This window comes from Herbaspirillum sp. Her3, from assembly GCF_057961275.1.
Genome location: NZ_CM176328.1, coordinates 2,847,327 through 2,871,838, shown reverse-complemented (window position 1 = coordinate 2,871,838; position 24,512 = coordinate 2,847,327). Strand labels below are relative to the sequence as shown.

The following is a 24,512-nucleotide window of genomic DNA, read 5'->3' as shown; positions in this document are numbered from 1 at the left end:
CGACGGCTAGGCCTGTTCCAGCAGGGCGTCGCGTTGCGCAGCGGGCATCTCCAGCAGCGTGCGGCGCAGGCCGGCCAGTTGCTCCAGGGCCGCCGCATCGGGCGCCTGTGCGCGCAGCGCGGCCGCCAGTGCGGCCGGGGTGGCATGGTCGAACACCAGGGCCGGGGCGATGTCGACCTGCAGCAGCTTGCGCAGCCGCGCCACCAGCTTGATGGCCAGCAGCGAATGGCCGCCCGCTTCGATGAAGTCGCTCTCGCGGCCCAGCGCCGCAGCCTCGGGCAGCAGTTGCTGCATGGTGTGCAGGACGATGAATTCGAGATCGTCGCGTGGCGCTTCGGTTTCACTACCCTGCCCTGCGCTCACCGTCTCCTGCGCCAACGTAGCCAGCAAGGCACGCCGGTCGACCTTGCCATTGGCCAGCCGGGGGAAGGATGGCAACGCCACGATGCGGGCCGGCTGCATCGGTTCCGGCAGCAAGTCCTGCAAGGCGCTGCGCAGGCTCTCAACTGCAATGCCCTCGCCGCTCACCCAGGCCACCAGGTGCGCCGGCTCACCCTGTGCCGCTGGCGCCATTACGCAAGCCTGGCGCACGCCAGGCTGCAGCAGCAGGGCTGCTTCGATCTCCGCCGGTTCGATGCGGAATCCCCGGATCTTGACCTGCTCATCGGCCCGTCCCAGGATGCGCAAACCACCTTGCGGCAGATAGCAGGCCAGGTCGCCACTGCGGTACCAGCCCTGACGGTCTTCCTCTGGACGGTTCAAATAACCCCGGCTGCGCTGGGCACCGGCGATGCAGAGCTGGCCGATGCCGCCCACCGGCACCGGGCGCAGATCACCGTCCAGGATCGCCACGCGACAATTGGCCATGACGCGGGTCAGCGGTACCGCGCCGGCATCGTCGGCCGCATCGGCGGGGCAACATGGATGCCACATCACCCCTACGGTGGTCTCGGTCGGGCCATAGTGGTTGAAGATGCGGGCCTGCGGCCGGTACTGCCAGATCCGCCGCAACAAGGCGGCCGGCGTGCTCTCGCCGCCCAATACCAGGGTCGCGGGCAAGACCGCCGATCCGCCGTCGAGCAAGGCGTCCAGATGCGAGGGCACGATCTTGATCGCATCGACCTGATGGCGCTGCAGGAAGGCGGCGAAATGCGCGCCATCCTGCATGTCGCTGGCGTCGGCAATGGCCAGTTCGGCGCCGTGGAACAGTGCGCCGAACAAGGCCGTATTGCCCAGGTCGGCGGCCACCGTGCTGGTCAGGCCCCAGCAGCGGCACTCGGCCAGCGCCATGCCTTGCGAGGCCGCCACCACATAGTTGAGCAATTGTGCATGCTCGATCAGCACGCCCTTGGGGGTGCCGGTGGACCCCGAGGTATAGAGCAGATAAGCCAGATCCTGCAGGCCCGGCTCGATGGCAGGCGCATGCGCGGGATAGTCCTGCAGATCCACGGGTAGCACTGCGTGGCGCCAGCCCGCTGCGGATACGGCCTTGCCATCATGCAGCACCAGCGCCGGAGCGGCATCGGCCAGCACGGCATGCTGGCGCGCCACAGGCCAGTCCGGATCGATGGGTACGTAGGCCGCGCCGCAACGCCACACCGCCAGCAGCGCCAGCACCATGTCCGGCGAGCGCGGCAATACCAGCGCCACGTGCGCACCGCGCGCCACGCCCTGCGCCTGCAGCCAGTGCGCCAGCTGGTTCACGCGCTGCAGCAGTTGCCCATAGCTGATCTTGCCGCCGGCGCTGGACAAGGCGATGGCCTGCGGCGTAGTGACGGCGTGCGCGGCGATGTGCGCCAGCAGCGTGTCGCGGCCCGGCGCCATTGTCTCAGCCTGTGCCGGCAGCCGTTGCGGCCAGACTGCGGCATCCTCCCATTGCCATTGCGCCCAGGCCGCATCGGGATGGGCCAGCGCCTCGCCCAGCCAGGCTTCATATTGGCGCAGCAGCCCCGCCATGCTGGCGGCATCGTAACGGCGCGCATCGTAGTGCAATTCCAGCGCGGGCGCTGACGGATCGGCCAGATCGGCTTGCAGCGCCAGCTCCAGTCGTGCATCGCCTGAGGCCGGCCATTGCAGTTGCCAGCGCAGCGCGCCATCCTGCCAGCACCTCGCAGTGCGACGCGCGCTGAAGCCGATTTCCGGTAGTCTGGCCGCCAGATCATCGGGCAGGTATTCCTGCGCAGCCACGTGCTGTTCACACTGGGCGGCCAGTTGCGCCGCCAGTTCGCCGAGCGTGGCTTGCGGCGCCAGGTTCAGGGTCAGCGGCAAGGTCTTGCCATAGAGGCCCAGCGCCTGAGCCATGGGTTCGTAGTCGTCGCGGCAATCGTGCTGCCACGCGCAGGCGATCTGGCTGACTTGCCCCAAGCGGGCCAGCAGCGCCAGCCAGGCCGCCTGCAGGACGGTGGCGGCGTCCAGTTGCCGGGTGGCCTGCAGCGCTTGCAGGCCAGTGGCCGGTACAGTACCGATACAGCTGCGCACGACAGCCGGTACAGCCGTACCAGACACTGCCTCGCGCCGATAGGACAAGCGCAGCGCCGGCACCTGGGCCAGTTGCTGGCCCAGGTTGGCCCAGTAAGCCTGGCCGATGCGGGCATCGTCATCCTCATCGAGGGACTGGCGCCATTGCACGTAATCGGCATATTGGAAGGCTTCCTCGGCGGGTGTTCCCTGATCGCGGTACTGGCGCCGCACTTCATCGGCCAGTAGCCACAGGCTGCGGTGATCGGCCACCAGTGGCGCGGCCGCCAACAGCAGGCGGCCGCGCTGCGCCTCATCCTGGGCCAGCCAGGCCTGGATCACTTGCCCGCACGCCGTATCGAACTGGGCCGTCGGCATGGGGGCGCCAGGCGGCAGCCTGTGCAAGCGCAGGTTCTGTGTCGGTGTCTGCGGCAGCGGCGCCTGGCGCAGGCCGCGATAGCCTTCGACCTGGCCGAAGGCATGGCGCAGGATGGCGTGGCGCGCCACCACCGTTTCCCAGGCTGCCTCCAGGCGGGAGAACTCCAGCGGACCTTGCCAGTCCAGTTGCAGGGTATGGGTGGCCTGTGGCTGCGCCTGCTGCAGGCGCTGTTCGGAACTGAGGGCGACAGTCTGGTCCAGTGGCATCATGCTGCACCCTCCGGCAGTTCAGTCGCCGCAGCCGAAGGGGTAGCAACCTCGGCACGTTCCACCATGGCCCCCATGGCGACGACGATCTTGCGCGGGCCCTCGTAGGGATCGCGGGCATGCGCGGCCAGCATGTTGTCCAGCATGACCACGTCGCCCTGTTGCCAGTCGAAGCGTACCGCGCACTGCTCGTAGAGCTCGCCGATCAAGGCCATGGTGGCATCGGGAATGGGCGTGCCATCGCCGAAAAGCACATTGCGCGGCAGGCGCTCCGGCCCGACCATGGCCAGCAGGTCTGCGCGCACTTCCGGCTCCAGGCAATACGGATGGTGCAATTGCACCTGGTTGAAGAACACTTCCGCCCCGGTGACCGGATGCACGATCACGGCCGGGCACAGCGTGCTGGTCTGCAGGGTGTCGTCGTCGAGCCAGCGATAGCTGGTGCCGGCCGCTGCCAGCCTGCTTTCGACCACGGTGCGGTCCCCGGTGCCGAAGAAGGATTGCCAGCTCACATCCAGGCGCGGCGTGAAGGTGCGCACGTAGCGCAACTGCTTCTGCTCGAACTCGCGCCGCAGCTCGGCCGGCAGGCGACGCAACATCTCGCGGCAATCGACGATGGGTGTGGCACCGCCGACCGGCGAGGGCAACTCGCAGAAGAACCATTGCTTGCGCGGCCAGCGTTCGATGTGGGCGCTCTCGTTGTGGTACAGGATCATCTGTTTCTCGGGATAAGGCGTGGAGCGGTAGGTCTTGTTGCCGCCCTCCTTCTTGGGCAGGTCGCCGTAGCTGCCATACAGTTCGGGCTCGATGGCTTCGGCAAAGCGCTCGAAGTCTTGCGGCGTGGCCAGGCCGAAGCGGCGGAACAGGATGCCGCCATGGCGTTCCAGCAGGCTGGCGATCAGTGGCTGGTTGGCGCGCGCCCAGGCGACCGTATCGAGGTCGGCACTGGTGGCTTCCACCAGCAGCGGGAAATCGGCGCCGGGACGCAAGGGGCTCATGCGCACGGGCGCCTTGGGCGCTGCAGCGCCCAGGCCCTTGAGCTTGCTCAGCTTGTCGAGCTTGCCCGGCGCCAGGGGCGCGGGGGCAGTGGAAATGGAAGCAGTGCTTGGCATGGTGACGGGTTCTTTCATGAGAGGGATTTCATACCGGGACAGCGGCCATTGCGGATGCGCCACGATCTGTTGCAGCAGCGCGATCCAGGCCGCCGCCATGCGCTCGATGGTGCTGCCTTGGAAGACATGGCTGGCATAGACCCAATCGGCCTGCAGCGCGCCCTCCAGCGGAGTGACGAAGAGCGCGATGTCGAACTTCGCATGGGCATGGCGCGAGGGCAGCGCCTCTACCTGCACACCGGGCAAGTCGAAGTCATGCGCCGGCATGTTCTGCATCACGAACAGCAGTTGCACCAGCAGGTTCCAGCGGCGGTCGCGCCGGGCCGCAGCGAGTTCGGCGATGCGTTCGAAGGGCGGCGAGGAATGGGCAAAGGCATCCAGCACGCTGGCGCGCGTGCTCGCCAGCCATTGCACGAAGCTCTGTTCGCCCTGATGGCGCGAGCGCAGCGGCAACACGTTGACGAAGAAACCGACCATCTCTTCCAGCGCCTCATGCTCGCGCCCGGCCACGTCCGTGCCGATGAGCAGGTCGGCCTGGCCGCTCAGGCGGTGCACCAGCAACTGGAAGCTGCCCAGCAGCAGCATGAAGAGCGTGCAGTCGCTGTCGCGGGCCAGCCCTTGCAGCTGCTCCGTGAGGGACTGGGGGATGTGCACCGACAGGCGCGCACCGTCTGCGGACCACACGGCCGGACGTGGCAGGTCAGGCGGCAAGGCCGGCTGCGCGGGCGCCCCTTGCAGGGTCTCCCGCCAGAATGCTTCATCGGCGGCACACACGCCCTGCTGCTGTTGCCAGGCCGCGTAATCGCCGTATTGCAGCGCCGGCAGCGGTAGCCAAGGTGCCTGGCCCGTGAGAAGCGCGCGGTAGATGGCCGAGAATTCGCGAATCAGCACGCCGACCGACCAACCATCGGCCGCGATGTGATGCACGGCCAGCAGCAACACCTGGCGGGCGCGCCCATCGCTGGCCGACGCCAGTTGCACCAGCACGGCGCGCATGAGCGGTGCGGCGCCCAGATCGAAGGGACGCGCCGCTTCTTCGCGCATCAATGCGTCCAGCCTCTGTTGCTGCGCGGCCGGCGTTTGCCCGCGCAGATCCTGCACCGCCAGCAGCGGCGCACTGTCTGCGGGCGTGGCGATGCGGGCGAAGGGTTCGCCTTCGTCGTCTTCGTGATAGCTGGTACGCAGGATCTCGTGACGCTGCACCAGCAGCGCCAGCGTCTGCTCCAGCAAGGCCGGGGCCAGTGCGCCATCGAACTGCAGCGCGGCGGTCATGTTGTAGGCGCCCGTGCCCGGCCCGCTCTGCATGCGGTGCACCAGCCACAGGCGTTGCTGCATCGGTGAAAGGGGCATGCGTGGCGTGCGCGCTACCGGCTGCAATACTGGCTGCATGCGCTGCGGCGCACTGGTGCGGGCGACCTCTGCAGCCAACTCCCTGAGCACGGGTGTGGCGAACAGGTCGCGCAGCGTCAGCGCGTGCTGGGGATGACGGGCGCGCCAACGCGTGACCACGCTGGTGGCCAGCAGCGAATGCCCGCCCAGCGCAAAGAAATGGTCATCGCGGCCGACCTGCGGCAAGTCCAAGACCTCGCACCAGATCGCCGCCAGCGCCTGTTCAATCTCGCCTTGCGGGGCGCTGTAATCGTTCTGCTGGCTGACCTGCACGGCCGGCAAGGCCTTGCGGTCGATCTTGCCATTGGTGTTCAGCGGCAATGCCGACAGCACCATGATGATGGCCGGTACCATGTACTCCGGCAGATGCTCGGCCAGTGCGCTCTTGAGCGCTAGCTCGTCATGGCTGGCGCCCTGATGCAGCGACACATACGCCGCCAGCCGCTGTCCCTCCACCGCCACCACCACCGCTTCACGGATGGACGGTTGTGCCAGCAAGGCCGCCTCGATCTCGCCCAGTTCGATACGCAGGCCGCGCAGCTTGACCTGATGATCCAGACGCCCCAGGTACATCAACTGGCCATCTTCGCGCCAGCGCACCAGGTCGCCCGTGCGATACAGGCGCTGACCCGTGCTGGAGAACGGGTCGGCGACGAAACGCTCTGCCGTCAGGCCCGGCTTGTTCAGATAGGCGCGAGCCAGGTTGACGCCGCCCAGGTACAGCTCCCCGGCTACCCCCGGCGGCACCAGTTGCATCGCCGCATCCAGCACATAGGTCCGGGTGGCGCTGATGGGGCGGCCGATGGGTACGCTATGGCCTGCATCGTCGCGCTGGCAGGTCCAGTGGGTGACGTCGATGGCAGCTTCGGTCGGACCATACAGGTTGATCAAGGCCGCCTGCGGAAGCTGGCGCTGGGTCTGCTGCTGCAATTCCATCGGCAGCGCTTCGCCGCTGCAGATCACCCGGCGCAGGCTGGGGCAATCGGGGCCGTGGCCGTCGTTGACGAAGGCTTGCAGCATCGAGGGCACGAAGTGCAAGGTAGTGATGCCGGCTTGTTCGATCAGTGCCGCCAGCCGCGCCGGATCGCGGTGTTCACCGGGCGCGGCCATGACCAGTTCGGCGCCGGTCATCAGCGGCCAGAAGAATTCCCACACCGAGACGTCGAAGCCGAACGGTGTCTTCTGCAATACGCGGTCATCGGGGCCGAGCTGATAAGCCTCCTGCATCCATGCCAAGCGGTTGTAGAGGCTACCGTGGCGATTGGCCGCCCCCTTGGGCTGGCCGGTGGAGCCGGAGGTGTAGATGACGTAGGCCAGTTGTTCCGGATGAATCGGCAGGCCGGGATTCCCGGCAGGCGCAAGACCGGACAGTGCGGCGACATCGACGATACGGCAACCGGACACTTCCGGTAACTGGCCCAGTACACTTGCGTGGGTCAGCAGCAGAGAGGTGCGGCTGTCTTCGATGAAGTAGCGCAAGCGCTGCGGCGGATGATCGGGGTCCATCGGGACGTAGGCCGCCCCGGCTTTCATGATGGCCAGCAGGGCCAGCACCATGTCCTCGGAACGCTCCATGCAAACGCCTACCCGCTGGTCGCGGCGGACGCCCTGTGCGATCAGCCAGTGTGCCAGTGCATTGGCGCGGCCATTGAGCTGGCCGTAATCCAGCGCCTGTCCGGTATGCGGCACGCGCAAGGCAGGCCGTCCGGGGTGCGCCTGTGCCTGCGCCTCGATGAGCGCCAGTATGTCGCCGGCCCCATGCTTTTGCGGGTTGCACGACAAGACCAGCGCTGCCGCCTGTTCAGCCGGGCTTTGATAAACCAGTTCCGCCAGCGGCCTGTGCAGATGGCTGCCCAGTTGCAGCAGCAGCGACTCGGTGAGCCGTTGCAACGCCTCGGCCGTGCCGGGCGCGATGAGCGCGGTGTCGTAGCGCCACTCCAGTTGCAGCCGTTCGGTCAGCGTGGCGATCAGGGTGAGCGGGTAATGGGTCTCTTCGCGGTTGTGCAGCACTTCCAGGCGCAGTCCCTGCTGCTGTTCGGCCTGCAAGGCCAGGTCCAGGGGATAGTTCTCGAACACCAGGATGCTGTCGAACAGTGACTGTCCCGGATGGCCGGCCCAGGACTGGATGTCATAGAGCGGCGTGCTGTCGAATTCGCGCACCGCCAGGTTGCTGGCCTGCAGGGTCTGCAGCAGCGCTTGTACCGTCATCTCCGGCCGCGTCCGCGTCACGATGGGCAGGGTGTTGATGAACAGGCCCAGCAGTTCGTCGGCCCCTTCCAGCTCGCTCGGACGGCCCGCGACGGTGGCCCCGAAGATTACCGTGGCTTGGCCGCAGTAGCGCGCCAGCACCAGGCACCAGGCGGCCTGCACCAGGGTATTGAGGGTGCATTGCTGTTCGCGCGCGAAGGTCTGCAGGCGCGCCGTGGTCAACAGGTCCAGCATGGCGATGCAACTGGCCTGGCCCTTGCCCGGGCGCTGCAGTGGCGGCAGCGCGTTGACCAGGCTGGTCGGCCCGTCCACCCCGTCGAATTGGCCGCGCCAGAATCGTTCGGCCTTGCTGCGGTCCTGCTGCTGCAGCCAGGCGATGTAATCGCGATAGCGCAGCGCCGGCGATGCCAGTGTGGCGCCCCGGTAGAGCCGCAAGACTTCGCCGATCAGTTGCTGGGTGCTCCAGCCGTCCAGCAGCAGGTGATGGCGGGTCCAGATCAGGTGATGCACCTGATCGGCTACCCGTACCAGGCTCAGGCGCATGAGCGGCGGATGCTGCAGATCGACGCCGCGCGCATGCTCAGTGGCGGCCAGGGCCTGCAGGGCCGGATCCTGGTCGAGACGCTCGCGCCAGTCATGTTCCTCGATGCTCAGGACGGCATGCCGGGCCACCCATTGCAGGGGGTGTTCGCTGTGCGCCAGGAAGCCGCTGCGCAGGATGTCGTGGCGTTCCAGCACGGTCTGCCAGGCCTGGCGGAAGCGCGCCACGTCCAGGCGATGCAGGCGCACCTGCAGCTGGTTCAGGTAGGCGCCACCCTGCGGGGCCAGCATGGCGTGGAACAGCAAACCGGCCTGCATGGGCGAGAGCGGATAGAGATCGGCGACGCGTTCAGCCGGCAGGCCCTGCATCAGGGTGTCGAGCTGGGACTGCTGCAGGCGCGCCAGCGGGAAGTCCGAAGGCGTCGCCCGGCCCCGCACCTCGGCGCAGTGGGCCAGCAGCGCGCGCAGGTTGTGCAGGAATTGCCGCAGCAGCGCGGCGATGGCGGGCTGCTGGTGCAAGGCGCTGCAATACAGGCACTCCAGATGCAGCTGACCATCGCTCACCATGGCCGTAAAGTCCAGCAGGCAGCGGCGCAGGCTGGCCGGATCGCGCTCCTGCTCGGCCAGTGCCGCCGTGCGAGGCAGCATCTGCCATCCCGAGGCCTCCGGCAGCGCATCGAAGCGGCCGAGGTAATTGAAACTGACCTGCGGTTGTACCCCGGTCTGCCCGCTCTGGCTGCGCCAGAGTCCGTAGCCCAGACCCTGGCCCGGAACCTGGCGCAACTGCTCCTTGATCCCGGTCAGCAAGGCGGCCGGCGCGCTGCTGGCGACCGCCAGCTGGACCGGATAGAGCGCGGTGAACCAGCCCACGGTACGGCTCAGGTCCGGCGCATCGCCGCTCGCGCCGGGCAATTCCTCGCGGCCGTGGGCTTCGACCTCGATCAGGATGCGCTCGCGCTGCGTCCATTCGCACAGCGTCTGCGCAGCGGCCGCCAGCAGGAGATCGTTGATGCGCGTGCGGTAGGCGGCATGGGCGTCACCGAGCAGGAAAGCGGTGCTCTCCCTGTCCAGCACCACCGCTTCGCGGGCACTGCGGGCGACGGTGTTGTCCTCGCGCTTGCCGACGCTGTGCGCCGGGGTGCAGGGCAGATCGTCGTCGGCCGTCTGTGCCAGCCGCTGCCAATAGGCCTGTTCCGAACTGCTCAGGCGCGCTGCCGACACGGCGCCGGCCCAGGTGCTGAAGCCGCTGCTGCTCAGCGGCGGCACAACTCCTTGCAGCAGGCTCAGCAGGTCCTCCAGCAGGATGCGCCAGGACACCCCATCGACCACCAGGTGATGCGCAATGAGCACCAGCATGCCGCGCGTCTGGCGCGGGCGGGTCAGCCACAGCACCCGCCAGAGCGGTCCCTGTGACAGATCCAGGCTGCGCTGTGCCTGCGCAATGGCCGTCTGTTGTGCTGCCTCGTCAGCGACCTGCCGGGCCTCGAAGCACTCGCCCGCATGCGGCGCCACGGTCTGCCACCAGACCCCGGCTTCATCCTTGAGGAAGCGCAGACGCAAGGCCTCATGCAGCGCTCCCAGCTGCTGCACGGCGTGATGCAATGCATCGACCGGCGTATCGGCCGGCCCCTCCAGCTGCACGCTCTGGTTCCAGTGCGCAGGAGGCTGGGCATGATGCAGGAAGAACCATTGCTGGACCGGCGTGAGCGGCAACAGGCGCGGGCCGGCCTGGGCCGGCGCGGGCGTGGCGGCGGCGTTGCCCTGCCCTTCCAGCGGCACCGCCAGCGCGGCCACGGCGGCCAGATCCTGCGCCTGCATCAACTGGCGCGGCGTGAGGCGCCAACCGGCCTTGCGCAGGCGTGCCACGATCTTGAGCGTGAGGATGGAATCGCCGCCAAGGGCGAAGAAATTATCGTGGCGACCGATCCGCGCCACGCCCAACACGTCTTGCCAGATTGCCGCGATCACGCTTTCGGCACCCTCTTGCGGGCTATCCTGCAAGGACAGTCCGGCGCCGGTATCGCGGCTGTCCTGCGGCAGCGGCAAGGCCTTGCGGTCGATCTTGCCGTTGGCCGTCAGCGGCAGTTGCGCCAGCACCACGAAGTGGGCCGGCACCATGTAGTCGGGCAGGCAGGCCGCCAGTGCCGTACGCAGGACCGCCGGATCGGCTGTGCCGACCAGGTAGGCGCACAGTTGCACACGCTCGTCGGGGCCGGGCACGGCCAACACCTCGGCCGCGCGCACACCCGGCTGGGCGCGCAGGACGGCAGCGATTTCCTGCAGTTCGACCCGATAACCCCGGATCTTGATCTGGTCGTCGATGCGGCCGAGGAAAACCAGTCGGCCAGCGCGGTCCAGTCTCACCTTGTCGCCGCTGCGATACAGGCGTGCGCCGCTGCCAGCAGGATCGGCAATGAAACGCTCGGCGGTAGCGCCCGGTTTGCCGTGATAGCCGCGTGCCAGGCCGGCCCCGCCGATGTAGAGCTCGCCCGCTGCCCCGCGCGGCACCGCGTTCAGATCCGCATCAAGAACCTGTAGCGACAGCTGCGCCAGCGGCTGGCCCAGCGGCAGCGGCAGGGGTTCTTCGGCGTCCAACACCTGGGTGAGCACGCCGACCGTGGTTTCGGTCGGGCCGTAGTGATTGACCACGCGGCAGTCCGGGCGCAGCGCCAGGATCTGCTGCAGCAAGGCCGGGCTGGTGCTTTCGCCGCCGACGACCAAGGTATGGCGCGGCAAGACCTGCGCGGCCTGTGCTGATTGCAGCAGCGCTTGCAGATGGCTGGGCACGATCTTGAGCACATCGACGGCGCGCGCCTGCATGAAGGCCGCGAACTGCGCCGGATCGAAAGCGGCCTCGGCCGGCAGCAACTGCAGCGCACGGCCCGAGCAGAGCGCGCCGAAGAAGGTGGTGTGGCCCAGATCAGCCGCCACCGTCGAGGCCATGGCCATGCTGCGTACGCTCTGCGGCAGCGCCAGACGGGCCAGCAGCGCTTGCACGTAGTTGCCCAACGCACCACGACTCACCGTCACGCCCTTGGGACGTCCAGTGGAACCGGAGGTGTAGATCAGATAGGCGAGCTGCTGCGGCTGCGGCTCAGGCCAGTATTCTTGCGCTGTCTGCGCCACTGTACCGGCAGTGGCAGGTGGAATGGCCAGGTACTGTGCTGGTGCCTCCGGCAAAGTGTGCAGGCGCTCTCCTTCTGCAGTGGCCAGCAACAGGCAAGCGCCGCTGTCGGCCAGCTGATAAGCCAGTCGCTCATCCGGCAATTGCGGATCCAGCGGGACATAACACGCGCCCACACGCAGGCAGGCCAGCACGGCGACGACGAACTCCACACGACGGCTGCTGGCGATGGCTACCCGCGCTTCGGCGCTCACGCCCAGCGCACGCATCCGCTGCGCCAGGTGGTCGACCTGGGCGCGCAACTGCTGCGCGTTCAGGCTGACGTGCTCATCGGCCACGGCCAGCGCCTGCGGTGCGCGTTCGGTATGCGCAAGCCACAGCGCGATCACGTCGCCGGGGCTCGCGGTTGCCTCGCATTCGGCCTGCGGCGCCACCAGCGGCGCGGGCGCTTGCGGCCACGTCAGACCGGCCAGCGGCAATGCCGGCGCAGCGCAGACCTGGGCGGCGAATCCGGTAAGGGCGGTGGCCAGCTGGCTGATCTCTTGCTGCGTCCAGCGTGTGCTGGCATAGGCAAACAGGCAGCGCAGTTCTTCCCCCTCCAGGCTGAAATCCAGGCTCAGATCGAAGTGGGCCTGCCCTCCGCTCAATTCCTCCAGCTGCAGCGACAATCCGCCGGCCTGCCATACCGGCAAGGCCTCGCGTTCGGTGCACTTGACCTGGCACAGCGGATGAACGTGCGGCTGGCGCTCCGGCTGCAGGGCTTGTACCACCATGTCGAAAGACACATCCTGGTGCTGGCGCGCCGCCAGCACCGTCTCGCGCACTTGGCGCAGCAAGGCGTCGAAGCCCAGGCGGCTGTCCAGGCGGGTACGCAGCACTTGCAGATTGAGCAGATAGCCGATCATGGCGCGCGTCTGCGGATGGCTGCGCTCGGCCATGGGCGCGCCCACACGCAGGTCGCTGCAACCGGTGGCGCGATAGAGCAGCAGGTCCAGCAAGGCCAGCATGCCCATGAAGAGCGAGCAGCCCTGGGCCGCGCACAGCTCGCGCAGCGCCCGTGCGGTGTCAGCCGGCAGGGTGAAGGCGTGACGCGCCTCGGGCAAGCCTTCTTCGGGGCCAGCCTGGCGGCGGCCGTCCGGCAGCGGCAAGGCTTCGTGCTCGCTGCCCAACTGGCTGCGCCAATAGTCGAGCTGGCGTGCGATCTCTGCGCTGTCGAGCTGCTGGCGGCGCCAGAGGGCGTAATCGCTGAACTGCAGCGCGGGCGCGGCCGGCAAGGGCTGGCCCTGGCTATGCGCAGCATAGAGGGCACACAGGTCCTGCAGCAGCACCGGCAGGGATTGGCCATCGGCGGCGATGTGATGCAGCGTGATGCCCAGCGCATGGCGCTGTTCATCGATGCGCACCAGGCAGGCGCGCAAGGGCCGCTCCCGGTCGAGCGCAAATGGCAGGCGGGCGCGCTGCTCCAGCCTCGCGCGGGCCTGGGCCGCATCGCCGGACACTTCACTCAACACCTCCAGTACACCTTGGCTGGCCGGAAGCGCTATCTGTACCGGTACACCATCGGATTGCACCCGGTACACCGTACGCAGGATGGCGTGACGCGCGGCCAGATCATCGAGGCTGCGGCGCAGCGCCGCCACATCCAGTGCCCCGTGCAGATGCAGGATGCCCGGCATGTTGTAGGCCGCACTGTCGGGGTCGAGCTGCCAGGTGGTCCACAGCGAATGCTGGGCCGGCGACAGCGCCAGGCCGGCCTGGCGCTGGGCTTCGCTCAGCGCCGCGATGGTGGCCAGCGGCTGGCGCGGTGCGCTCTGGCGCACTGCCTGCACTTGCTCGGCCAACTGCTCCAGTTGCGGATATTCAAAGATCAGGCGCACCGGGAAATCGATCTCCCATTGCTCCCCGATGGCTGCGGCCAGCTGCACCGCCTTGAGCGAATTGCCGCCCTGGCGGAAGAAATGCGACTGGCCGGCTGCTGCGGACGTATGCATGACGCGCTCCCACAGCATGCGCAGGATGGCGGTTTCCGGGCTGTCGGCGGCGGGCGCTGTGTCCGCGCAAGGCGCCGCTTCAGATGCGCCCTGCAGGCGGCCAAAGGCGTGGATGGCATAGGCATCCAGGCTCTGCGTGCGCCAGCCTTCGCGACAGGCGCTGCGCTGCAGCTTGCCGCTGGAGGTCTTGGGCAGGCCGCCCGGATTGAGCAGCACGATGACACTGGCGGCCTCGTTGCAGGCCTGCACGATGCATTCCTGCAGTGCCTCCACCAGTTGCTGCGGCGCCACCATCTTCTGAACGCTGCGTGAGATTTCCAGGGCCACCCCGATGCCTTCCACGCCCTGCGGATGCCATTCACGCGGGATGGCGAAGGCCGCCACACGACCCTTGCGGCTCAGGTCGAGCTCGCTCTCGATGGCGCGCTCGATATCCTGCGGATACAGGTTTTGGCCGCGCACGATGATCATGTCCTTGCTGCGGCCCGTGATGAACAAGGCGCCCGCCCGGCAGAAGCCGAGGTCGCCGGTGCGCAGCCAGTGCCGGCCATCCTGTTCGATGAAGGTGTGGGCGCTGTCGTCCGGACGGCGCCAGTAGCCACTGGCGATGCTGGGACCGGCGGCCCAGATCTCGCCGACCTGTCCCTCTGCCAGCGCGGTGCCCGTGGCCGGGTCGGCAATGCGCAGCGCATGGCCTTGGGGCGAGATGCCGCAGGCGACCAGATGGACCGCATCCTGCTCCTCGCCCGCGACCTCCGCGCGGCCCTGGCGCAAGCCCTCGGCATCGAAGGCAGCGACCTGCATCCCCTGGCCGCGCTGCCCGCCGGTAACCAGCAGCGTCGATTCGGCCAGGCCATAGCAGGGATAGACGGCATCGGCGCTAAAACCGCTCTTGCCGAAGCATTCGATGAAGTCCTGCAAGGTATCGTGGCGCACCGGTTCGGCGCCCGAGAAGGCCACCCGCCATGAGGACAGATCCAGCCCCGCCGCGCGTTCGCCACGGATGCGGTCCACGCACAGCCGATAGGCAAAATCGGGGCCGCCGCTGATGGTGCCGCGATGTCGGGCAATGGCTTCCAGCCAGCGCACCGGACGTTCCAGGAAGAAGGCCGGCGACATCAATACCACCGGAATGCCGCGGTACAGCGGTTGCAGCAGCCCGCCGATGAGACCCATGTCGTGATACAGCGGCAGCCAGCTGACGAACACGTCCTGGCTGCCCACGCCCAGGCGTTCCTCGATGGCGGCCTCGTTGGCCATCAGGTTGGCATGGGTGACCATGACGCCCTTGGGACGTGAGGTGGAGCCGGAGGTGTATTGCAGGAAGGCGACGTCGCCAGGGGAAATCGCCTGCTCACGGAAAACCCCCTCCCCGGCCCCCGTCTCATCCACGGCCAGCATGTCGGCCTGCCCCGCCAGCGGCGCCGCCGCGGCCTGCAAGGCCTCGCGCACGGCGGCGGTGACCAGCCAGCAGGCCGCACCGGCGTCCTCGGCGATTCCGGCCAGGCGCTGCAGGTGCTGCTGGCGCATCGACTCCGGACGGTGCAGCGGCACCGCGATCAGGCCGGCCGCGAGGCAAGCCAGGAAGGCGGTGACGTAGTGATGGTCATTGTCCAGCAGCAGCAAGGCGCGTGTGCCGGGGGCATGCGCCTGTTGCAGGCGCGCGGCCAACGCACGCACGGCGGCGGCCAGTTCGGCGTAATCGAAGCTGCGCTCGCCCTCGGCGTTGACAGTGGTCAGTGCCAGGTCATGCGGGCGCGTCTGCGCCAGTTGGAACAGGCGCGCGACGATGTGGGCGGCGCGGTCGGAGGATTCGGCGGAAATCGTCATGGGTGGCAATCCTGGGCAAAGAGGTCAGTCGAGATTGGTGTGGGAGCGCGACATGGCTACCACCACCTTGCGCGGGCCGGAGAACGGCGTTCTGGCGTGGGCCACCAGCATGTTGTCGAGCATGAGGACGTCGCCCGGCTGCCAGGGGAAGATCACCGTCTCGGCGTCCAGCACTGCGCGCACCTGGTCGAGGATGGCATCGTCGATGGTGCTGCCATCGGCCCAGCAGACATTGCGCGGCAACTGATCCTCGCCGACCAGTTCGATGAGCGAAGCACGCACTTCCGGCGCCAGGTTGGAGGCATGGAACAGGTGCGCCTGGTTGAACCAGACCATCTCGCCGGTAACCGGATGACGCTCCACGCCCTGGCAGCGCTGGCGCGTGCGCAGTCCATCGTCGTCCAGCCATTGCCACTCGATGCGCTGGCGGCGGCAGAAGGCTTCCACTTCGGCGCGCGTCTCGACGCCAAAGACCTCCTGCCAGGGCAGGTCGAAATCATGGCTGTAGTGGCGCACGTAGAGCAGGCCCTGGGCGAAGCGCTCGCGGATGGCTGCGGGCATGTTGCGATAGATCGCACGGCTGTCGGCAATGGGCGTCTCGCCCCCAACGGGCGAGGCTGTCACGCAGTGGAACCAGATGCGCATGGGCCATTCGCGCGTGTAAGCCTGTTCGTTGTGCAGCGGGATATGTTGGTGCGCCGGGTATTCGGTGGAGGTGTAGATGCCATTGGCCACCGATGAGCGCGGCGTGGAGGCGAATTCGTAGCGCAGCAGCGGATCGCCGAAGCTGGCAGCGAACTGCTGGAAGTCGGCCACGCTGGGCACCTCAAAGCCACGCAGCAAGACCCCGCCGACGCTGCCCAGATGCGCTTCGATCTGGCCGGCCAGTTGGTCCCTGGCCTGGGCCAGCGTCTGGCCGGCGTGTGCGGGCTGCAGCAGCACCGGCAAGGCTTGCGGGCCCGCATCAGGCCGTGGATGGCGGCTGAAGAGCAAGGATGGCGAGGAGATCGTGGCGGGCATATTGAGGGAGGCAATGGTCAAGGTGATTCTCCGGAATCAGGCGTCGATCCAGGCCAGCGCGGCGGCGTGGCCGGGCAAGGTGGACAAGGCGCGTGCATGCAGCCGCGCGGGAGCGGGCCAGTGCGGCTGCTGGTGGAAGATCTGGTAGCGCGGATGCGTCTCCAGGTGGATGTCGATGGACTGCAGGTGCTCGCCTATGCCCAGGCCCAGCGCCTTGAGCACGGCTTCCTTGGCGACCCAGCGGCGCAGGAATTGCGGTCCGTCGAGGGGGAATGGCAAGGCGGCCCGTTCGCGTGCACTGAACACCAGAGCGGCCATGTCCTGCAGCTCTTGCGCCTCGGCGGCGATGCCGCATTCGACGTCGATGCCCAGTTCCAGCCCCGGCGCCAGGGCCAGCAAGCCGATTCGTCCGGCATGTGCGAGATTGAAGGACAAGATGCCAGGCACGCCCAGTTGCGGCTTGCCATAAGCGTTGCGCACCAGCGGCACGGCTTGCGGCGCGCAGCCCAGCCGCTGGCTCAGCAGGCGGCGCAGCAGCGCGCGCATGTGGCGAAAACGCCGGGCATCCTCGCTGTGGTGATAGCGGTGCGCATGGGCGCGCTCCTCGGCGTTGAGTACCAGCTCATCTTCTGCGCCTTCCCCGCAGCCCAGGTCGAACAGGACCTGCCACAGTTCGATCTGGGCGGGGATGCCCTCAGGCGTGGGCAAGCGCTGCAGCATGATTGACGTACGCGGAGGAAGTGGCCTGCGCCTGCAGATGGCCCTGCAGGCGGGCCAGCAGCGCGTCCTGCTGGGCTTGCAGATAGAAGTGGCCGCCCTCGAACCAGTCCAGCGTCACGTGGCCGCGCGTTTCGCGCCGCCACGCCTCCAGCGCCGCTGCGCCAACGGAATCGCTGATGCCGCCATAGACGTGCACCGGCAGATCGAGCAAGGCGGCGGTTTCGATGGCCGGGCGCTGCGCCTGGAAACTGGTGCACACGCGATAATCGGCGCGCAGTACCGGCAGCGCCAGTTCCAGCAGCTCAGGGCAGTCGAAGACTTCATCGCGGGTGCCGCCCTGGCGGCGCATGGCGCTGATGAGGGCCGCATCGGATTCGTCGGGCTCGACCCACTGCCGCGCCAGCGGCGCGGCGCAGGCCGACACCATCAGGGCCAGCGGCGCCGGCCAGCCGCGCTGCGGCAGCACCCGCGCCAGTCCTTGCGCCAGCAGGCCGCCCATGCTGTGACCGAACAGCATATAGCCGCAGGATGGCGCCGCGGTACTGGCCAGCTCATCGGCCAACTGGCCCAGCAGCACGGCATAGTCTTGCTGCAGCGGCTCGCGGATGCGGCGGCCACGGCCGGGCAGCTCGACGGCCTGCAGCCGTGCCACGCCTTGCAACGCAGACTGCCAGGGGAAGTACATGCTGGCACTGCCACCGGCGCAAGGCAGGCAGAACAGCGTGATCATGCCTGGCCCTGGCCTTGCATGAATTCGCGCAGGCTGCGCGGACGCATGTCAGTCCATACCGTCTCGATATGCTGCAGGCAGGTTTGTTTGCTGCCGCTGACACCCGTATCGCGCCAGCCGCCAGGGATGCTCTTGTAGTCGGGCCAGAGCGAATACTGCTCCTCCTCATTGACCAGCACGCGGAATACACCGTCTTCACGATCAAAGCTCATCAGTTTGCCTCTTCATTTCCGGTTCGCGGCGAACGTGCTCGGACGGTTCGCCAGGTTTGCAAAATCATTCACATCGCAACACTTAAATGCGAATAACTCTTATTTAGTCTGACGAACCACGAGGAGAGAAATTTAGTGTTTTCCTGGATTCAGGCAGGTGCCCTGCGCCGGCACCTCAGCAGGCGTGCTCGCGACAGCATTGCATCGCATCGCGGATCATGAAGTTGACCAGGGTGGTGGATACGCCCAGCTGTTCGGCCACTTCGCGCTGGGTATAGCCATCCAGGCGATGCAGTTCGAAGGCCCGCAGCGTACGCTCGGGCAGGCAAGACAAGGCACGGGAGAGGTTGACCAGGGTCTGGCGCGCGATACTGGCGCTCTCAGGCGTGACGCCATGACTGACGACGTTCATGCCCTCCTCTTCCTCGGCGAACATGAAGGACTCGATGGAGAGGCGACGCTGGCGATCGATCGCCAGGTTGCGCACCACCTGAATCAAGAAGGCCTTGGGCTGGCGCACGGGGAAATCGGCAGATACCTCGGCGATCTTGAACCAGGCATCCTGGACGACATCCTCAGCACGCTGGCGGCATCCCAAGATACGCGCGGCCGCATCACGCAGCTGCGCACGGCAGGCGATGAACTGATGGCACAGTTCCATGGGGTCGGCATGGTCAGACAAAAGCCCTTCTCCTCTACACAACATGCATGCGGCCTCCGACGGCGGGCGCGCATTGCCCGGGGGCAAGCAGTCCGCCGCACCTCCTGCACGGAGATGGCGAACGGGCGATGCGTGTTCTGATTGATTGGATGGCTAGAGTCCGTCGGCGGCGGCAAGGCCGGTCCGGGACCATGGCTGTCTGTTTGGCGGCACGTTGTCAGGCGTGATCTCGCCGCTGTCGGCGCATGCAGGCACTCGATGCGTGCTGGATACGTCGAAATGGTGAGTTTCAATTACGTTTTGTCGCCAATAATAACAAGAATTATTATCAATTGGAAGAAAACATTGCTGTATTGCCGACCGTTGGGCGACTAGGGCCTGTTCGCATTAAATCGGCATCAAGAGGCCGGGAGCGTAGGTTGGCCAGAGAAATGTTTCACGGCCTCAAACCACAGCAAATTGATTCCAGCCACGCCAATGCAAGCCAGCAGCATCAAGGGCGTTGGCGGGGCGAACCCGAATAGCCGGCTCAGGACAGGAATGCCCAGTATCGCGCACAGCAAGACGAGAGTAATCAGGGCGATCCCTCCGAAGTAATGATTGACCGTCCCTGAGCGGCGCCATGAAGCTTGCGTCCATGAACGGTTCGCATGGATCAATCCGAGATTCGATAACACCAGCACGGCGAAGGTCATGGTCCGTGCCAGCTCGTCGGAAACGGCCATGAATCGGCTGCCTGCATAGACTGCCAGCAATGTAACCAGCAACCCGCTCCCTTGCCATAGGCCACGCAGAAGAATATGCCCGTCGAACAGACGCGCCTGGGGTGGACGAGGCTTGTCCAGCATGGCGTGAGGTTCCAGCGCTTCAGCCTCGAACACCATCGAACAAGCGGGGTCGATAATCAGTTGTAAAAACAGGATATGCGCCGGAAGCAGCAGCATGGGCCAACCCAGCAGGACCGGAATGATCGACAGTCCGACAATCGGTACGTGCACCGCCACAATGAAGACAATGGCCTTGCGCAGGTTCGCAAACACCCGCCGCCCATAACGCACCGCCACTAAGAGTGAAGAAAAATCATCATTGAGCAGCACCAGCGCCGCGGCTTCGCGAGCGACGTCGGTCCCGCGTGCACCCATGGCCACGCCGATGCTGGCCGCTTTGAGCGCCGGGGCGTCATTGACGCCATCCCCCGTCATCGCCACGATATCGCCCCGCGCACGGAAGGCTTCTACCACACGCAATTTCTGTTCCGGCCGGATGCGGCTGAAAATGTGCGTCTGAGCCAGACGCAGGCACAGGGCGTCATCGCTCAACAAGGCCAGCTCGGCGCCAGTGATGATCTCACCTTCCGCGGGAATGCCAGCCTGCCGGGCAATCGACCTTGCGGTGGCGGAATGGTCGCCGGTGATCATGACCACGCGGATACCCGCGGCATGGCACTCCTTGATCGCTTGGGGGACGTCGGCGCGTACCGGATCTTCCATCGCGATCAATCCGAGGAATTCGAAATCAAAATCATGCTGGTTGACGGGCAGTGTTTGCGCGGTGAAGCGCGCACGTGCGACGCCCAGCACGCGCAGTCCGTCGGCAGCCATGCTCTGTACTTGCCGGGCGACCAGGGCACAACCCGCAGGGTCGAGGTGACACAGATCGACGATCGCTTCCGGCGCACCTTTGGCGGCGATCACCCGTTCGCGCAGATCGGGAGCTTGCCATACCCGGGACATCGCCAGCATCTCGCGTGACAGGGGATAGTCGTCGATCAAGGTCCAGTTGCCATGCAGGTGCTCCGTATTGGCCAGCAAGCGCTTGCCGGCATCGCCGATGGCGGACTCCATCGGATCAAAGGCCCGACGATGGCTCGCCAGGATCGCGAACTCCAGGGTGAGATGCAATGCCTCCGGAAGCTCGGGCGAAGCCGCCGTCACGGTGTCGTGGATGGCCGCATCAGTCCATAGCCGCCTAAGCACCATGCGATTGGTCGTCAAGGTTCCGGTCTTGTCGACGCACAGCACGGTGGCCGCGCCCAACAGCTCGATGGCAGGAACGCTTCGGGACAGCACATTCTCACGTGCCAGCCGCCACGCCCCCAGCCCGAGGAAGATCGCCAGCACCACCGGCAATTCCTCTGGCAACAAGGCCATCGCCAGGGTCAGCCCTGCAAGCAGGCCGTTGAGCCAATCTGCACGCGACAATCCGTAGGTAACGGCAAGCCCGCCCGCAAGGAGCAGCCCGACGGTGGCAACCCGTCTCACGATGCGACCGGTTTCGCGCTGGATTGGGGTTTTCTGCTCACCCAGCCCGGCAAGCGATTTTCCGATCCGGCCGAGAGCACTGCGTTCGCCAGTGGCCATGACGCGGCCTCGTGCGCTGCCTTGCGTGACGAGCGTTCCCGAGAACAGCTGCGCAGTCTCGATCATGGCCGAGGCGGCGGCCGCACGGTCTGAAACAAGATCGGTTTCCTTGGCGACCGGCACAGACTCCCCCGTCAACATGGATTCGTCGACGGCCAGGTTGGATGATTCCAGAAGGCAGATATCAGCGGGAATACGGTCCCCTTCGTCCAGCAATACGATATCGCCGTCAACGAGTTCCCGCGCTGCGATCTTGCGCGGGCGTCCGTCGCGGACGACCAGGGCTTGCGGGCTGGAGAAGTCGCGCAATGCCTCCAGTGACCGTTCCGCGCGGCGCTGCTGGAAAAACGTGATCCCCATGACGACGAAGACGAAGCCGAGCAGCATCAGCGCCTCATGACGGTCCCCCAGGAGCAGGTAGATGACGCCGCAAGCGACCAGCAGCAGGAACATCGGCTCGGAGACGACCTCAATCAGCAAGCGCCATGCCCCCCGCTGCGTCGACGCAGGAAGCTCGTTGGGACCGTCGCGAGCAAGGCGGTGGCGCGCCTCTTCTTCGCTTAAACCATCGTCATGGGTGGAGGTGGTGGACATCGGTGACTCCCCTGGCAGGCACAGCAGGAGTGTAGATGCAGCAGGTACAGGGAGAAAGCTGCTCTCGGGTCAAGACATTGACGCAACGCATGCCTGGATCAATTCACCGCCATTCCTACTGAGTGCATGGCCACGCAAACTGCAGCGGGTCGCGTTACATGATGGCCGGCAACACGGTCCGCCTCAATTCGGCTGCAGCATTCCCAGCCAGGCCAACAGCAACAGCGCCAGCCAGGCCAGCACGATCTCCACTTGCGTCAGCCGGAAAAACCGATCCAGAGCGCGGGGATCGCGGCGCATGGCGGGCACCAGCCGATAGCGGTTGAAGACGGCGATGAGGACCATCACTCCCGCCACCAGGATCTTCAGCGTCAGCAGCCCCTGATAGGGATAGCGCCAGTCCAGCGGCATGGTGCCGAGAATGAAGAAGGTATTGCAGAGACCCGTGAGCCAGACCAGCGCGACCACGGCATGTCCGATATTGGAAAAGCGTCGCAAGATCCCCTTGATCAGTTCGGGATGAGCGGACCGGGTTGGCCTCGACAGGATCAGCAGAACGACCGGCAGTGCCCCTATCCAGGCGCCGACGCTCCAGACATGCAGCACGTCGTTGACCTGATGCCCCAAACCGATCCAGCCGTCTTGCATGACGGCATGCCCGGTCAAGGCCAGGCTTCCCAGCAGGCCGCCACTACCCACAACACCGGACAGCATGCGGACGCGGCTGGTGCCGTACGCACTGAGGATCAGCAACGGCAAGGCCGCCAGTTGACACCACCAGGCCTTGCCGATGGAAGTGCCATTGGCGACCGCGCCCCACATGTCGGCACGCCAGGCATCGCTCCAGCCATCGCCCAGGATGCTGGCCTGCAGCGGCAAAGTGGCGGCCACGGCGATGAATGCCAGGCCGACCAGCAGACGGCGCCAGAGCGCCAGGCGCTGCCAGAGCGTGCTCCTGAGTGGTTCATCGACCAGCACCAGGAGCATCAGTGCCATGCCCCACAGGAACAGGGCCGCACCGTCCAGCAACAGGCGGCAGAGCCCCAGCAGAAACAAAGGAGAAATCAAGGTGCCACGGAGAAGCTGTAGCTACCCTCGGTCTTGTGGCCATCCTCGGAGAGTGCATGCCATTGCACGGTGTAATTGCCAGCCGCGAGCCGCGCCGGAACCGGCACCATCAGGGACTTGCCGCCGTCCATGAGCATGGCTTCGCCCAGCTTGACTTCCTGCTGATCGGGGCCCAGCAATTTGACGCCGCTAAAGCGCAGATTGAGGCCTTCGGAGAAGCCCAGCGTGAGGTCGGCCGGCGCAGCCACTACCGCCTTGTCGGCGGGAGCAGCCGTCTTCAGGTGGGCATGGGCCCAGGCGGATTGGGACAGGATCAGACCGGCCAGCGCGGCCAGCGAGAGGAGGCGTTTGATTGTTCGCATGATACGGATGGGGGGGAGATAACCGAAGAGGTCAGATGAATGAAACAAGGAGCCATAGCTTACGCCGTTTGTCGCGGCGGGCCTGCGGCAAATTGTCGCAGGCCCGCGGCTTTCCCTGACCTGCCCTCTCCGGCGACCGAGGAGCGCCGATATCCTCCTCGGCTAAACGAATCTGTTGCAGATCTCCCCAACACCATCAATGGCGATGCGAATCACATCACCGGACTTGATATAGACCGGCGGATCCATCCCCATTCCGACACCGGCCGGCGTACCGGTGGCGATGATATCCCCCCGGATACAAGGTGATACCGCGCGAGATCGTCTCGATCAGGGCCGGGATATCGAAGATCATGTTCTGCACCGGGCCATCCTGGCGGAGCTCGCCATTGACCCAGCACTTCACCCGCGAATTGCTGACCTCAAGTTCATCGGCCGTCACCACCCAAGGCCCCATCGGGCAGAAGGTATCGAAGGACTTTCCCATGTCCCACTGCTGATGGCGCATCTGTACATCGCGGGCGGTCACGTCATTGACCACGGTATAGCCGAACACCGCCTCCATGGCGGCATCCCGCGAAACGTTCTTGCACCGCCGGCCGATGATCACGGCCAGCTCAGCTTCGTAATCCACCTTGTCAGTGATGCCTGTCGGCAGCAGCACATCGTCATGCGGGCCCACCACGCATTCCGGCACCTTGGTAAAGACGATGGGCCACTCATCGGTCTTGCTGTTGCTGGCCTGGAATACCGAGGCGGCCAGTTCCCGGGCATGGGCATGATAGTTGCGGCCCACGCACCAGAGATTGCGGCGCGGATGTGGTATGGGCGCCTGCAGTAGCACCTCGTTGAGCGCTACGGACTCGGCCTCCAGCAAAGGTGGATAGTCGCTTCCACTGGCCCGTGACTCGATGAGTCCGAGCATGCTGCCGGCTTGTTCCGGGGATGATGCAAAGGGCGTCACCCGTTGCTGGCCCGACGAAACCATGCCGATGCGGCGTACGCCGTTGAACATGTATGTGGCAATTTTCATGCGTAGGCTTTCCTTCTCGGAGAAATCGTCATGTTGCGGATCAGCCCTTGACGGCGACAGCTTCGACCTCGATCAGGAAGTCTTCCTTCACCATGCGGTCCACCACCAGGAGTGTGTTGGGCGGGTAGATACGGTCTTCCCACAGACTTGGGAAGAGCTCGGCGCGCAACTGCATGAAGGTATCGATATCCTGCGAATGCACCAGGTAGGTATTGAATTTGGCGATATCGCCAAAACCCAGTCCCATCCCCTTGAGCACGTCGCCGAGATTGCTGAAGACCTGGCGGAACTGCGCAGTGAAATCATTCCTGCCGACGACGCCGCCATCGGCGCCGACGGCCAGTTGTCCGGCTATGTAAAAGAGCGTGCCGCGTTCCACACGGGTGGCATGCGAATACAAACCTTGTGCAGGGGCGGCGCCCTCTGGATTGACGTAGGTGACGTGATGGGTCATGA

General features: G+C 66.1%; 11 protein-coding genes and 1 pseudogene. All 12 read right to left on the bottom strand.

The genetic code is table 11. The features are described from left to right. Positions 1 to 6 precede the first annotated feature (6 nt). The 12 genes and pseudogenes from ACVC5H_RS13075 to ACVC5H_RS13020 all read right to left on the bottom strand — a co-directional run bounded on the left by ACVC5H_RS13075 (position 7) and on the right by ACVC5H_RS13020 (position 24,510). On the bottom strand, positions 7 to 3,105 hold the full coding sequence (locus tag ACVC5H_RS13075; RefSeq protein ID WP_489618338.1) for a non-ribosomal peptide synthetase family protein: 3,099 nt from the start codon (positions 3,103 to 3,105) through the stop codon (positions 7 to 9). Beyond that, positions 3,102 to 15,296, bottom strand: a complete 12,195-nt coding sequence (locus ACVC5H_RS13070; protein ID WP_489618337.1) for an amino acid adenylation domain-containing protein — start codon at positions 15,294 to 15,296, stop codon at positions 3,102 to 3,104. The genes ACVC5H_RS13075 and ACVC5H_RS13070 overlap by 4 nt, the downstream gene beginning before the upstream one ends. Positions 15,297 to 15,320: 24 nt before the next feature. Further along, positions 15,321 to 16,316, bottom strand: a complete 996-nt coding sequence (locus tag ACVC5H_RS13065) for a TauD/TfdA family dioxygenase (RefSeq protein WP_489622692.1) — start codon at positions 16,314 to 16,316, stop codon at positions 15,321 to 15,323. 36 nt (positions 16,317 to 16,352) lie between these two features. Further along, entirely contained in the window at positions 16,353 to 17,036 is a 684-nt protein-coding gene (locus ACVC5H_RS13060) for a 4'-phosphopantetheinyl transferase family protein (RefSeq protein ID WP_489618336.1), read from the bottom strand. Continuing rightward, the gene (locus ACVC5H_RS13055) at positions 17,011 to 17,766 is read right to left on the bottom strand and encodes a thioesterase II family protein (protein ID WP_489618335.1); all 756 of its coding nucleotides are present in this window, start codon (positions 17,764 to 17,766) and stop codon (positions 17,011 to 17,013) included. Before ACVC5H_RS13055 ends, ACVC5H_RS13060 begins: the two co-directional genes overlap by 26 nt. Beyond that, a complete protein-coding gene (locus ACVC5H_RS13050; protein WP_141915043.1) occupies positions 17,763 to 17,978 on the bottom strand; it encodes an MbtH family protein in 216 nt (71 codons plus the stop codon). The genes ACVC5H_RS13055 and ACVC5H_RS13050 overlap by 4 nt, the downstream gene beginning before the upstream one ends. 175 nt (positions 17,979 to 18,153) lie before the next feature. Continuing rightward, positions 18,154 to 18,660, bottom strand: a complete 507-nt coding sequence (locus ACVC5H_RS13045) for an RNA polymerase factor sigma-70 (protein ID WP_489618334.1) — start codon at positions 18,658 to 18,660, stop codon at positions 18,154 to 18,156. 377 nt (positions 18,661 to 19,037) lie between these two features. Further along, positions 19,038 to 21,593, bottom strand: coding sequence for a cation-translocating P-type ATPase (locus ACVC5H_RS13040; RefSeq protein ID WP_489618333.1), 2,556 nt, complete (start codon positions 21,591 to 21,593; stop codon positions 19,038 to 19,040). Between the two features lie 183 nt (positions 21,594 to 21,776). Beyond that, positions 21,777 to 22,661, bottom strand: coding sequence for a copper homeostasis membrane protein CopD (gene copD / locus ACVC5H_RS13035; RefSeq protein ID WP_489618332.1), 885 nt, complete (start codon positions 22,659 to 22,661; stop codon positions 21,777 to 21,779). Next, positions 22,658 to 23,023 carry a copper homeostasis periplasmic binding protein CopC gene (gene copC / locus ACVC5H_RS13030; protein WP_489618331.1) on the bottom strand — a complete coding sequence of 122 codons (366 nt, stop codon included), beginning with the start codon at positions 23,021 to 23,023 and terminating at the stop codon, positions 22,658 to 22,660. Before copC ends, copD begins: the two co-directional genes overlap by 4 nt. A gap of 162 nt (positions 23,024 to 23,185) precedes the next feature. Further along, positions 23,186 to 24,056, bottom strand: a pseudogene (locus ACVC5H_RS13025) (fumarylacetoacetate hydrolase family protein). 40 nt (positions 24,057 to 24,096) lie between these two features. After that, complete coding sequence (locus ACVC5H_RS13020; protein WP_489618330.1) at positions 24,097 to 24,510, bottom strand: RidA family protein; 414 nt, start codon at positions 24,508 to 24,510, stop codon at positions 24,097 to 24,099. Positions 24,511 to 24,512 lie beyond the last annotated feature (2 nt).

Bases quoted from the DNA above. Each gene is read 5' to 3' on its own strand.
- ACVC5H_RS13075 (WP_489618338.1), bottom strand. From the start codon at position 3,105: ATGATGCCACTGGACCAGACTGTCGCCCTCAGTTCCGAACAGCGCCTG.
- ACVC5H_RS13070 (WP_489618337.1), bottom strand. From the start codon at position 15,296: ATGACGATTTCCGCCGAATCCTCCGACCGCGCCGCCCACATCGTCGCG.
- ACVC5H_RS13065 (WP_489622692.1), bottom strand. From the start codon at position 16,316: ATGCCCGCCACGATCTCCTCGCCATCCTTGCTCTTCAGCCGCCATCCA.
- ACVC5H_RS13060 (WP_489618336.1), bottom strand. From the start codon at position 17,036: ATGCTGCAGCGCTTGCCCACGCCTGAGGGCATCCCCGCCCAGATCGAA.
- ACVC5H_RS13055 (WP_489618335.1), bottom strand. From the start codon at position 17,766: ATGATCACGCTGTTCTGCCTGCCTTGCGCCGGTGGCAGTGCCAGCATG.
- ACVC5H_RS13050 (WP_141915043.1), bottom strand. From the start codon at position 17,978: ATGAGCTTTGATCGTGAAGACGGTGTATTCCGCGTGCTGGTCAATGAG.
- ACVC5H_RS13040 (WP_489618333.1), bottom strand. From the start codon at position 21,593: ATGTCCACCACCTCCACCCATGACGATGGTTTAAGCGAAGAAGAGGCG.
- copC (WP_489618331.1), bottom strand. From the start codon at position 23,023: ATGCGAACAATCAAACGCCTCCTCTCGCTGGCCGCGCTGGCCGGTCTG.
- ACVC5H_RS13020 (WP_489618330.1), bottom strand. From the start codon at position 24,510: ATGACCCATCACGTCACCTACGTCAATCCAGAGGGCGCCGCCCCTGCA.